The following is an 11,826-nucleotide window of genomic DNA, read 5'->3' on the forward strand; positions in this document are numbered from 1 at the left end:
CAAGTTTACTCAGATAGCGTTTATCTTTGTGCGGACAGCACCTTGCTAAGAAATGCTTGCGTGCGCGGGTTGCCAGGCGCAGTAAAGATCTCTTCCGGTTTGCCCTCTTCCTGAATCACTCCCTGATCAATAAACAATACCCGGTCGGCAACATCACGGGCAAAGCCCATTTCATGCGTGACCACCACCATGGTCATGCCCTCCAGAGCCAATGCTTTCATCACCGCCAGCACTTCGCCCACCAGTTCCGGATCGAGCGCCGAGGTTGGCTCATCAAACAGCATGATTTCAGGTTCCATCGCCAAGGCTCTGGCGATAGCGACGCGCTGCTGTTGCCCACCTGACAGGCTGCTGGGATAGGCATCAATTTTGTCCAACAAACCCACTTTACGCAGGAGCAACTCAGCTCGTTCGATGGCCTGCGCGCGTGGCAGTTTTTTGACATCCATGGGCGCCATAATCAGGTTTTCCAACACTGTCATATGAGGGAACAGATTGAAACGTTGGAACACCATGCCGACACTTTCGCGCATACGGTTGAGATCGGTTTTTGGGTTATGGATCTCAAAACCATTCACCGTTATTTCGCCACCGGATAAGGTTTCCAGTGCATTAATGCAGCGTAAAAAGGTACTTTTTCCTGATCCCGAGGGGCCGATGATACAAACCACTTCTTTTGGCTGGATTTCACATGAAATACCGCGTAGCACATGGGTTTCGCCAAATTGTTTTTGCAGGTTATGTACGTGAATCACTTTTACCGAACCTCGTTTCCATATGCCGAACTAACAGCGAAAGTAAGAATGTGATAACCCAATACACCACGGAAATGACCAGGTAGGGTTCCCAATAAGTCGCATAGGCACCGGAGACGGTACGCGCGGCATAGGCTAAGTCAGCCAGTCCAATGGCAGATGCCAGTGATGAATCTTTCACAATAGCGATGGCATTGTTACCGAGCGGCGGTAACATGCGGCGAAAAGCCTGCGGCAGGATAACCTTGCGCATGGTTTTGCCATAACTCATCCCCAGTGAGCGGGAGGCTTCCATTTGACCGCGATCAATGGATTGAATCCCCGCCCGGAAAATTTCGGAAACATAAGCCCCGGCGTTTAATGTGATAGCGACGATACAGGATAAAAATGCGCCGTAATCAGAACGCAGCATTCTGGCAAAATCAGAGGACATAATGCCATTAGTGACCAGAATGCCATCTCGTGGATTGATAAACAGCGGCACCAGAGCAAAGTGCACCACCATTATTTGCACAAAGAGTGGAGTCCCGCGAATGGCACTGATATAGATTCGCACCGGCCATTGAACAAAGTAATACAGGATGGGCTTCCAGATACCATGAGGTGCCTGGGCTAACCGCCCCAGACCCAAAGTTAATCCCCAAGTGGTTCCCAAAATGACACAAATAATGGTGCACTTTATTGTCATCCAGGCACCGTCCATGAACAGTGGGGCGTATTCCTGAATGATTTCCCAACGAAATCCCGACATAAGACAAACAACCTGGTCAGTGAAGTAAAACGAGTGCCACCGCAGCTACTCGGTGGCTAAAATAAGACGATATTTATTTTGCAGGTAGGGTTGGAACCTGAGCATCAAACCATTTTTCATAAATTTTGGCGTAAGTGCCGTCAGCGACGATTTTTTGCAGGCCACTGTTGATTTTGCTGCGTAGTTCTTCGTTACCTTTCGCCACTGCGATACCGAAATATTGACGCTCAAACTTATCATCAGCCACCAGTTCAAAGGCTTTTTCCGGATGGGTTTTCAGATAGAACTTGGCAACGCCCACATCAGCTACTGCTGCGGCTATACCATCTTCATATAACTCTTGCAGCATCAGCGGAGTATTATCAAAGCGCTTGATTGCTGTGCTGTTTTTTCCCAAAACATCGGATACCACGATATCCCCGGTGCTGGAATTCACGACGCCAACATTCAGGTTTTTTAATGCGGCAATAGAATCAACTTTGGAGCCTTTAGGAACGACGATAGTTTGTTCTGCTGGGAAGTAAGGGTTTGAGAAATCAACCATTTGCTTACGTTTATCGGTAATGGTAATCCCAGAAATAATGATATCGCGATCACCTGAGCCTAAAGTGGCAAAAATACCTTCCCACGGCGTATTCACCAATTTGACCTGAAAACCTTCCGCTTTGCCGATCGCTTTAATGATATCGATATCAAAACCTTCCAGTTGTTTTTGGCTGTTCTCATATTCGAATGGACGATAAGTGCCACCGGAACCAACTACATAAGTCGGTTCGGCGGCAATAGCAGCGCCTGCAGACAATACGGCGGCCAGACAAGTCCCGACTAACATTAAACGTTTAAACATGTAAATCTCCCGGTTAAAAACTAAAGATGAGTAAAAGCCTGATTTTATTTATGCAGTTTGAGTGCATAAAAATAAACTTTTATAAATATAAACTCAACTATGATGAGGGTTATTTATTTATGGCGATATTAAATGTGCATATTTAATCTGTTGACCAGTGCAAGTTAATGGCAGAATCAATATTTACAGTGTTTATCTCTGCATAAGGTTGCTAGTTTCTTAATTGATAATGGCGGCGGGAAAGTGTGTTGAAAATTAGCATTTAATGACATTTTGCCGAATTACATGGTATTTTTGCCGCCAATTCTCCTTAATCTGCAGCTTGTGGCCTATTTCCGTCACACTGTGGAGTCCGGCGAAGAGTTGTGGGATGATTAGGCAGTTTTTCAGGGGGCGGGAATGGGAAAACTTACGCTACTATTGCTGGTTTTACTTGGTTGGTTACAGTATTCATTGTGGCTGGGCAAGAATGGTGTTCATGATTTTGTTCGGGTTAAGGATGACGTGGCGCTCCAAGAGGTCAATAACGGCAAACTTAAAGCCCGAAACGATCAGCTATTTGCTGAAATCGATGATTTAAACGGTGGTCAAGAGGCGATCGAAGAACGCGCACGTAACGAACTGGGTATGATTAAACCCGGCGAAAGTTTCTATCGTTTGGTTCCTGACCAATCCAGACGCAATGCGAGTATCCCTTCGACACAAAATAACGCACAACAATAAATAATGAGTAATTTCGCAGTTTCCCTTCCTGAAGTTATAGCGATAGTACCGGCGGCCGGTATTGGTAGCCGCATGCAGGCTGATTGCCCTAAACAGTATTTAATCGTGGGGGGCAAGACTATCATTGAACATGCTATTTTTTCTTTGCTTGGCCACCCACGAATTCAGCGGATTATTGTGGTGATACACCCGCAGGACACGCAATTCTCGCACTTATCTATCGCCGATGATCCCCGTATCAGCATGGTTCACGGCGGTGATGCGCGAGCTGATTCTGTCATGGCAGGTTTGCAGCAGGCTGGGCAGGCTGAATGGGTATTAGTCCATGATGCGGCTCGCCCTTGTTTGCACCAAGGCGATCTTGAAAAGCTGTTAGCGATTACCGAACACAGCAAGGTCGGCGGCATTCTGGCCGCACCGGTTCGTGACACCATGAAGCGGAGTGAGGCTGGGGTTCAAGCCATTGCCCATACTGTTGATCGTCAAGCGCTGTGGCATGCCCTTACACCGCAACTTTTCCCGCTTGAGTTATTAAAAATGTGCTTATCCCGCGCCTTAAAAGACGGCGCAGTGGTCACCGATGAGGCTTCAGCTTTAGAGCATTGCGGCTATCATCCGATACTGGTTTCGGGACGTTCGGATAATATTAAGGTGACGCGCCCAGAGGATCTGGCGCTGGCAGAGTTTTATTTAACCCAACGGCAATATCCAAAGTGATTGGAGTGCAATTAATGCGAATTGGTCATGGTTTCGATGTTCATAAATTTGGCGAAAATGGCAGCGGCCCGCTGATTATTGGTGGGGTGCGCATTCCTTACGAAAAGGGCTTGTTGGCACATTCTGATGGTGATGTCGCCTTACATGCCGCCACCGACGCATTATTGGGTGCAGCGGCGTTAGGTGATATCGGTAAGTTATTCCCTGACACTGATCCGGCATTTAAAGGGGCTGATAGCCGCGCTTTATTACGTGAAGCATATCGCCGCATTCTGGCGAAAGGCTACCGGTTGGGTAATCTGGATATCACGATTATCGCGCAGGCACCGAAAATGGCCCCGCATACCCCGCAAATGCGCGTTCATTTGGCAGAAGATCTACAATGTCATATGGATGACATCAACGTAAAAGCGACCACCACTGAACAGCTCGGTTTTACCGGCCGTGGTGAAGGCATTGCGTGTGAAGCGGTAGCGCTATTAATTAAAGTTGAACAGGCTTAAGGCATAACTGATGGATATGGACAATCTAACCTGGTTGCACGGCAAGCCCAAGGCAAGTGGTGTTTTAAAAGCCAACCCGGAAGATTTTGTGGTAGTGGAAGATCTGGGTTTTGAGCCGGACGGTGAAGGCGAGCATTTATTGGTTCGTATCCGCAAAAATGGCTGTAACACCCAATTTGTTGCTGATTATCTGGCGCGTTTCGCCAAAATTCACCCACGCTTGGTGAGCTATGCGGGCTTGAAAGATCGTCACGCTGTCACCGAGCAGTGGTTTTGTCTGCACTTGCCGGGTAAAGAAGCGCCGGATCTTTCGACTTTCGAGCTGGAAGGTTGTGAAGTGCTGGAGTCTGTGCGGCAGAAAAGAAAGTTACGTATTGGTTCATTGAAGGGCAATGCTTTTACCTTGGTATTGCGCCACATAACAGATAATCAGGACGTAGAACAACGCTTGCAACAGATAGCCGCGCATGGCGTACCTAACTATTTTGGTAGCCAACGATTTGGTCGTGGTGGCAATAATCTGGTGCAGGCTCGCTTGTGGGCGAACAATGAAATTCGGGTGAAAGAGCGCAGTAAACGTAGCTTTTACTTATCCGCCAGCCGTAGCGCCATGTTCAACCTGATTAGCAGTGAGCGTTTGGCTCAACAGCAGGCGACGACGGTGCTGGAAGGTGATGCATTACAGCTTTCGGGGCGCGGCAGTTGGTTTGTGGCCGCAGCTGATGAGTTGGCTTTGTTACAGCAGCGAGTCGATGCGGGCGAACTGAATATTACTGCGCCATTGCCCGGTGATGGTGAGCTGGGCACGCAAGGCGCAGCATTAGCTTTCGAGCAGGCATGTTTAGCGGATCAAACCGAGTTACTGGCGCTGATTAAACGCGAACGTGTTGAAGGGGCACGCCGGGCCATTTTGCTGAAACCGCAGAATATGGCATGGAACTGGTGGGATGAGGTCACGTTGGAACTCAGCTTCTGGTTACCCGCCGGTAGTTTTGCTACCAGTGTGGTGCGCGAAATCATGAATCAGGATAATGCCGATGCTGCGGATATTGCTGAGTAACGATGATGGTATTACTGCGCCGGGCATACAGACGCTGGCTGCCGCATTGCGGGAGTTCGCGCAGGTACAAATCGTAGCACCCGATCGTAATCGCAGCGGCTCCTCTAATGCATTGACGCTAGATAGCGCCTTGCGCATTACCACTTTATCGAATGGCGATATTGCAGTACAGCAAGGGACGCCAACAGATTGCGTCTATCTGGGGGTCAATGCGTTAATGCGCCCGCGGCCAGATATTGTGGTTTCTGGCATTAATGCTGGCCCTAATCTGGGGGACGATGTTATTTACTCAGGTACGGTAGCCGCAGCGATGGAAGGGCGGCATTTGGGTTTTCCTGCTTTAGCGGTTTCACTCAATGGGCATCAGCATTATGCGACGGCGGCAGCGGTCACTTGCCGTATCTTGCGCGCGTTACAACATAAACCGTTGCGTACCGGCAAGATACTGAATATTAATGTACCTGACTTACCCTTATCTGAAATTAAAGGGATGCGGGTGACGCGTTGTGGTAGCCGTCATCCGGCAGAGCAGGTATTTTGTCAGCAAGATCCGCGTGGGCAAGATCTCTATTGGATTGGCCCCCCTGGGGAGAAGTTTGATGTTGCGGAGGACACTGATTTTGCTGCTGTTGAGCAAGGTTATGTGTCTATCACGCCGTTGCAGGTTGATTTAACGGCTTATGGGGCTCAAGACGTGGTTGAAAACTGGTTAGCCAGCATGACTGATTAACCAATATGAGGTCGACGGGGAATGGTAAATAAACGCATGCAAACATTGTTGATGCTGTTACGTCAGCAGGGTATTCAGGACGAGCGCTTGTTACAAGCGATCGAAGCGGTGCCGCGTGAGCGTTTTGTTGATGAGGCGTTATCCCATAAAGCGTATGAGAACACAGCCTTGCCTATAGGCTCAGGGCAAACTATTTCTCAGCCTTATATGGTGGCGCGTATGACGGAGTTGTTGCAATTGACACCCACTTCGCGCGTATTAGAGATAGGCACCGGATCGGGTTATCAGACCGCTATTTTGGCGCATTTAGTCGAACATGTCTGCTCAGTTGAACGAATCAAAGGGTTACAGTGGCAGGCAAAACGTCGCCTGAAACAGCTGGATCTGCATAATGTCTCTACCCGCCATGGTGATGGTTGGCTAGGTTGGGCATCCCGCGGGCCATTTGATGCGATCATTGTGACCGCTGCCCCACCAGAAATACCGAATGCTTTATTAGAGCAATTGGATGAGGGCGGGATATTGGTTCTGCCTGTGGGAGAACAGGCTCAAACATTGAAGTGTGTGCAGCGCCGCAACAATGAATTCAAGGTCGAGACAGTAGAAGCGGTTCGTTTTGTGCCTTTAGTTAAAGGCGAGTTGGCCTGAGGCCTGACAGAAAGTCATTATACCCGTCATACTTCAAGCTGCATATGCGTTGGCTGCTTTCGTTCACCCCAGTCACTTACTTGTGTAAGCACTTGGGGGGGCGCTCAATTGCCGCCTTCCTGTAACTCGAATTATTTAGGGTATGTTTCAGTCTTAATTTTCGACTAAAGTCGAAGTGTGGTTTTTTTGTGCTAAAGATTGGACAAAAATCAGTAACATAAATTATATGGTATGGCAGGGGCGCTATTGATAGCATGCGCGCATCTCTATTGGATATATCGCTTATTATTGCTGTCATGGGGGAAGCATGAGCACGGGAAGCCCAATGATTACATTACGCCGGGTAGCGGCATGTACGGTTATGAGTTTATGGTTGGTTGGTTGTAGTAATGATAATACAACATCTGCGCCCATCAGCAGTGTCGGTGGTGATCGTTCCGGTACTATGCTAAGTGGCTCGGACACTAATAGCTCGGGTGAACGCATCGTTTATAACCGTAGTTACGACAATATCCCCAAAGGAAGTTACAGTGGTAACACCTATACCGTTAAACGTGGTGACACGCTGTTTTATATTGCCTGGATAACGGGGAATGACTTCCGTGATCTGGCGGCAAAAAATAATATTGCTGAGCCTTATAACCTGAATGTGGGGCAATCTATCCAGTTGGGTAATGGTTCTGGTGGTGGAATGTTAGCCGCAACGGATGCTACATCAGGCGGACTAACGAAACCGCCGTCAAATATTCAGAACACAACTACAACGGTTGATTCTCAATCAACTAGCGCGTATTCTGAAAACTCGGGTAAACAGAATGTTGGCAAAATGTTGCCATCATCAGGAGCTGTTGTCGCTACAACCGCACCTGTTACCGCACCAAGCAGTACTATCAGTGACCCTACCAGTAATGGTGGTCCAGTCAGTAACTGGAAATGGCCAACTGAAGGTAAAACGATCGATAGTTTCTCTGCTTCCGAAGGAGGCAATAAAGGGATTGATATCGCCGGTTCTCGCGGGCAACCCATCTTCGCTACAGCAAATGGGCGAGTGGTATATGCTGGGAACGCACTGCGCGGTTACGGTAATCTAATCATCATCAAACACAATGATGATTACCTGAGCGCCTACGCTCATAACGATACAATGCTGGTCCGGGAACAAGAAGAAGTGAAGGCGGGTCAAAAAATAGCAACCATGGGTAGCACCGGAACCAGTTCAGTAAGATTGCACTTTGAAATTCGTTACAAGGGGAAATCCGTAAACCCGCTGCGTTACCTTCCGCAGCGATAGATTGGGCAGAATACGCTGTATTCTGCTCGCCGGATTCACGGGTAGGAGCAGCATATGAGCCAAAATACGCTGAAAGTTAACGAGTTGCATGAAGATGCTGATTTTGATGAGAACAGTACGGAAACTGAAATTTTCGACGAAAAAGCATTAGTAGAAGATGAACCTACTGAAAGCGAGTTAGCAGAAGATGAGCTGTTGGCGCAAGGCGTTACCCAGCGAGTGCTGGATGCGACGCAGCTCTATCTTGGTGAGATTGGTTATTCGCCGTTGTTGACTGCAGAAGAAGAGGTTTATTTCGCCCGGCGTGCATTGCGCGGAGATGTGCCTTCACGTCGGCGTATGATCGAAAGTAACTTGCGGCTGGTAGTGAAGATTGCCCGCCGTTACAGTAATCGCGGTTTAGCGCTGCTGGATTTGATTGAAGAGGGTAACCTCGGTCTTATCCGTGCAGTGGAAAAGTTCGATCCTGAGCGCGGTTTCCGTTTCTCCACTTATGCCACCTGGTGGATACGTCAGACGATTGAACGGGCAATAATGAACCAAACCCGTACTATCCGCCTGCCCATCCATATCGTTAAAGAATTAAACGTTTATTTGCGTACAGCACGAGAACTTTCTCATAAATTGGATCATGAACCGAGTGCAGAAGAGATTGCTGAGCAACTCGACAAGCCGGTCGATGACGTGAGCCGTATGTTACGCCTTAACGAACGTATCACTTCTGTTGATACGCCTTTAGGCGGCGACTCAGAGAAAGCCTTGTTAGATATTCTGTCTGACGAAAATGAAAATGGCCCAGAAGACACCACGCAAGATGACGATATGAAACAAAGTATCGTTAAATGGCTGTTTGAATTGAATGCAAAACAGCGCGAAGTTCTGGCCCGTCGTTTTGGTTTGTTAGGATATGAAGCTGCAACGCTGGAAGATGTTGGCCGTGAAATTGGTTTAACACGTGAACGTGTACGCCAGATTCAGGTTGAAGGGTTACGTCGTTTGCGGGAAATTCTGCAAGCGCAAGGACTGAGCATCGAGGCATTGTTCCGCGAATAAAGATATCCGTTATACTTCAGGTTGCTGCTTTCCTGTAACACGAATTATTTAGGGTATAAATAGAGTTATCACAAGAAAACACAAAAACGGTGGACATTAGTTCACCGTTTTTTTATGGCTGCAATGAATCTCTAACCGAGTTACACCATATTTTTCAGGCGATAAATCCACTCAAGCGCCTGGCGTGGTGATAGTGAGTCTGGGTCCAATGCCTCTAAGGCTTCCACTGCTGGCGATACCTCTTCATTTAGCAACGTGAGTTGCGAGCCATCAATCTTGCTTGCCGCTGCATTATTCGACAACGATTCCAGCTCTTTCAGTTTTTGCCGCGCACGCTTAATTACATCACGTGGCACACCGGCCAAGGCTGCAACAGCTAAACCATAACTTTTACTCGCCGCACCATCTTGCACACTGTGCATAAAGGCGATAGTTTCGCCATGTTCCAATGCATCAAGATGAACATTGACCACCCCCTCCATTTTTTCCGGCAGGGTCGTCAGTTCAAAGTAATGAGTAGCAAATAGCGTCATGGCTTTGATACGGCTAGCCAGATTTTCAGCGCAGGCCCAGGCTAATGACAAGCCATCATAGGTTGATGTGCCGCGACCAATTTCATCCATTAATACCAAACTTTGTTCGGTGGCATTATGCAGAATATTGGCCGTTTCTGTCATTTCGACCATAAAGGTTGAGCGGCCGGATGCCAGGTCGTCAGCAGCACCGACTCGAGTAAAGATGCGGTCAACTGGCCCAATGGTGGCTTGGTCTGCAGGAACGTAGCTGCCCATATGTGCCAGTAAGACTATCAATGCGGTTTGGCGCATATAGGTACTTTTACCGCCCATATTCGGGCCAGTAATGATCAGCATTCGTCGTTGAGGTGAGAGTGTCAGCGGGTTAGAAATAAAAGGCTCACTGAGCACCTGCTCCACTACCGGATGACGGCCGCCAGTAATTTTGATCCCCGGTTTATCACTCAGTACAGGGCAGTTGTAGTTGAGTGTTTCGGCTCTTTCGGCCAGATTAGCCAAAACATCAAGCTCGGCTAGAGCATTGGCGCTGGTTTGTAATTCAGGTAAATGCGGCAGCAGCAGATCGAAAATTTCTTCGTACAAACCTTTTTCAATCGCCAAAGCCTTGCCTTTCGAAGTCAGAACTTTATCTTCATACTCTTTCAGCTCTGGAATGATGTAGCGCTCGGCATTCTTCAATGTTTGTCTGCGAACATAATGAATTGGCACCAGATGGCTCTGACCACGGCTAACCTGAATGTAATAGCCATGGACACCATTAAAACCGACTTTTAGGGTATCCAGCCCCAGCTTTTCGCGTTCACGGATTTCTAACCGGTCGAGATAATCGGTGGCACCATCAGCCAGCGCTCGCCATTCGTCTAATTCTGCATTGTAGCCAGGGGCGATGACACCGCCATCTCGTACCAATACTGGCGGCGCTTCAACAATTGCGCGTTCCAGTAAATCTTGTAATTCATCAAACTGGCCGACTTGTGACAGTAAATTCTGTATATGGGGAACATTCACCGGCTGCAATAAACGATGAATTTCAGGTAGTTGTTGGAATGCATGCCGCATTCTTGCCAAATCTCTCGGGCGAGCGGTTCGCAGTGCCAGTCGTGCCAGGATACGTTCTAAATCTCCAACCTGACGCAGTGGTGTTTGCAGTTCAGCGGTAATATCTTGCAGACCGCCAATGGCTTGCTGGCGATCAGTCAACACTTTGGTGTCACGGATTGGCATATGCAGCCAGCGTTTCAACATGCGGCTGCCCATAGCGGTTACCGTGCAATCGAGGATCGCGGCCAGCGTGTTTTCCGTTCCACCCGATAAATTCTGCGTCAGTTCAAGATTACGACGGGTCGCAGCATCCATAACAATGCCATCTTGCTGACGCTCCATGGTCAAGCCACGAATATGGGGCAGGGAGGTGCGCTGGGTATCTTTGACATATTGCAGTAGGCAGCCCGCAGCCCGCAGTGCCTGATGGGCTTGTTCGACACCAAAACCGATTAAATCTCGGGTGCCGAATTGCAGGTTTAACTGCTGTTTGGCTGTTTCCAGCTCAAACTCCCACAATGGGCGGCGGCGTAAGCCATGTCGATGTTCGATCAACGACATTTGCTCGAAGTTTTCTGGATAAAGTAACTCAGCTGGATTGGTGCGTTGCAACTCGGCAGCCATGGTTTCGAGGTCTGCGGGTTCTGCGACTCTAAAACGGCCTGAACTGATATCCAGTGTTGCGTAACCAAATCCGCGTGCATCCTGCCAGATGGCGGCGAGAAGATTATCTTGCCGCTCTTGCAGCAAGGCCTCATCACTCACTGTACCGGGGGTAACGATTCGCACGACTTTACGTTCAACCGGCCCTTTGCTGGTGGCCGGATCACCGATTTGCTCACAGATAGCCGCTGACTCACCCAATTGAACCAGTTTTGCCAGATAGTTTTCTATCGAATGATAGGGAACACCTGCCATAGGAATAGGTTCACCGGCGGAGGCCCCCCGTTTTGTCAGTGAGATATCCAGCAATTGTGATGCGCGCTTGGCATCACTGTAGAACAACTCATAAAAATCTCCCATCCGATAAAACAGGAGTATTTCAGGGTGTTGGGCCTTGAGCCGAAGATACTGCTGCATCATCGGGGTGTGGGAATCTAGCTTGTCAGTATTATTCATGCGGTTATGTTTTCTAGTTAAGTCCTTTTTCCAGCCGATATACTAGCCCAGC

General features: G+C 48.5%; 12 protein-coding genes. 8 read left to right on the forward strand and 4 right to left on the reverse strand.

The window, feature by feature from the left end:
* Nucleotides 1-20: 20 nt before the first annotated feature.
* The 3 genes from FTB31_RS11185 to FTB31_RS11195 all read right to left on the reverse strand — a co-directional run bounded on the left by FTB31_RS11185 (nt 21) and on the right by FTB31_RS11195 (nt 2,353).
* Nucleotides 21-755 (reverse strand): amino acid ABC transporter ATP-binding protein, encoded by a 735-nt coding sequence (locus tag FTB31_RS11185; RefSeq protein ID WP_174849946.1) that lies wholly within the window; start codon nt 753-755, stop codon nt 21-23.
* Nucleotides 739-1,506: an amino acid ABC transporter permease gene (locus FTB31_RS11190; protein ID WP_019080445.1), complete on the reverse strand. Its 768-nt coding sequence runs from the start codon at nt 1,504-1,506 to the stop codon at nt 739-741. Before FTB31_RS11190 ends, FTB31_RS11185 begins: the two co-directional genes overlap by 17 nt.
* Before the next feature lie 73 nt (nt 1,507-1,579).
* A complete protein-coding gene (locus FTB31_RS11195; RefSeq protein WP_050075990.1) occupies nt 1,580-2,353 on the reverse strand; it encodes a basic amino acid ABC transporter substrate-binding protein in 774 nt (257 codons plus the stop codon).
* Nucleotides 2,354-2,752: 399 nt separating this feature from the next.
* Here FTB31_RS11195 and ftsB point away from each other — a divergent pair, with 399 nt between their 5' ends.
* The 8 genes from ftsB to rpoS all read left to right on the forward strand — a co-directional run bounded on the left by ftsB (nt 2,753) and on the right by rpoS (nt 9,078).
* Entirely contained in the window at nt 2,753-3,076 is a 324-nt protein-coding gene (gene ftsB, locus FTB31_RS11200) for a cell division protein FtsB (protein ID WP_050075991.1), read from the forward strand.
* A gap of 3 nt (nt 3,077-3,079) precedes the next feature.
* Nucleotides 3,080-3,793, forward strand: a complete 714-nt coding sequence (gene ispD, locus FTB31_RS11205; protein WP_139344296.1) for a 2-C-methyl-D-erythritol 4-phosphate cytidylyltransferase — start codon at nt 3,080-3,082, stop codon at nt 3,791-3,793.
* 14 nt (nt 3,794-3,807) lie between these two features.
* Nucleotides 3,808-4,296, forward strand: a complete 489-nt coding sequence (gene ispF, locus FTB31_RS11210; protein ID WP_050075993.1) for a 2-C-methyl-D-erythritol 2,4-cyclodiphosphate synthase — start codon at nt 3,808-3,810, stop codon at nt 4,294-4,296.
* A gap of 10 nt (nt 4,297-4,306) precedes the next feature.
* Nucleotides 4,307-5,356: a tRNA pseudouridine(13) synthase TruD gene (gene truD / locus FTB31_RS11215; RefSeq protein WP_050075995.1), complete on the forward strand. Its 1,050-nt coding sequence runs from the start codon at nt 4,307-4,309 to the stop codon at nt 5,354-5,356.
* Complete coding sequence (gene surE / locus FTB31_RS11220; protein ID WP_050075996.1) at nt 5,334-6,086, forward strand: 5'/3'-nucleotidase SurE; 753 nt, start codon at nt 5,334-5,336, stop codon at nt 6,084-6,086. Before truD ends, surE begins: the two co-directional genes overlap by 23 nt.
* Before the next feature lie 21 nt (nt 6,087-6,107).
* Nucleotides 6,108-6,734, forward strand: a complete 627-nt coding sequence (locus FTB31_RS11225; RefSeq protein WP_050075997.1) for a protein-L-isoaspartate(D-aspartate) O-methyltransferase — start codon at nt 6,108-6,110, stop codon at nt 6,732-6,734.
* A 325-nt stretch (nt 6,735-7,059) separates the two neighbouring features.
* Nucleotides 7,060-8,025, forward strand: coding sequence for a murein hydrolase activator NlpD (gene nlpD / locus FTB31_RS11230; protein ID WP_050075998.1), 966 nt, complete (start codon nt 7,060-7,062; stop codon nt 8,023-8,025).
* Between the two features lie 54 nt (nt 8,026-8,079).
* Nucleotides 8,080-9,078 carry an RNA polymerase sigma factor RpoS gene (rpoS, locus tag FTB31_RS11235; protein WP_005167303.1) on the forward strand — a complete coding sequence of 333 codons (999 nt, stop codon included), beginning with the start codon at nt 8,080-8,082 and terminating at the stop codon, nt 9,076-9,078.
* A 140-nt stretch (nt 9,079-9,218) separates the two neighbouring features.
* On the opposite strand, the gene mutS is transcribed toward rpoS, so the two are convergent.
* Nucleotides 9,219-11,774, reverse strand: a complete 2,556-nt coding sequence (mutS, locus tag FTB31_RS11240) for a DNA mismatch repair protein MutS (protein ID WP_046051555.1) — start codon at nt 11,772-11,774, stop codon at nt 9,219-9,221.
* Nucleotides 11,775-11,826 lie beyond the last annotated feature (52 nt).

It is taken from the genome of Yersinia proxima, assembly GCF_902170785.1.
Taxonomy (GTDB): Bacteria; Pseudomonadota; Gammaproteobacteria; order Enterobacterales; family Enterobacteriaceae; genus Yersinia; species Yersinia proxima.

Coding starts and splice junctions, on each gene's coding strand:
- surE (WP_050075996.1), top strand. CDS start 5,334: ATGCTGCGGATATTGCTGAGTAACGATGATGGTATTACTGCGCCGGGC.
- ispF (WP_050075993.1), top strand. CDS start 3,808: ATGCGAATTGGTCATGGTTTCGATGTTCATAAATTTGGCGAAAATGGC.
- FTB31_RS11195 (WP_050075990.1), bottom strand. CDS start 2,353: ATGTTTAAACGTTTAATGTTAGTCGGGACTTGTCTGGCCGCCGTATTG.
- rpoS (WP_005167303.1), top strand. CDS start 8,080: ATGAGCCAAAATACGCTGAAAGTTAACGAGTTGCATGAAGATGCTGAT.
- FTB31_RS11225 (WP_050075997.1), top strand. CDS start 6,108: ATGGTAAATAAACGCATGCAAACATTGTTGATGCTGTTACGTCAGCAG.
- ftsB (WP_050075991.1), top strand. CDS start 2,753: ATGGGAAAACTTACGCTACTATTGCTGGTTTTACTTGGTTGGTTACAG.
- mutS (WP_046051555.1), bottom strand. CDS start 11,774: ATGAATAATACTGACAAGCTAGATTCCCACACCCCGATGATGCAGCAG.
- ispD (WP_139344296.1), top strand. CDS start 3,080: ATGAGTAATTTCGCAGTTTCCCTTCCTGAAGTTATAGCGATAGTACCG.
- nlpD (WP_050075998.1), top strand. CDS start 7,060: ATGATTACATTACGCCGGGTAGCGGCATGTACGGTTATGAGTTTATGG.
- FTB31_RS11190 (WP_019080445.1), bottom strand. CDS start 1,506: ATGTCGGGATTTCGTTGGGAAATCATTCAGGAATACGCCCCACTGTTC.
- truD (WP_050075995.1), top strand. CDS start 4,307: ATGGATATGGACAATCTAACCTGGTTGCACGGCAAGCCCAAGGCAAGT.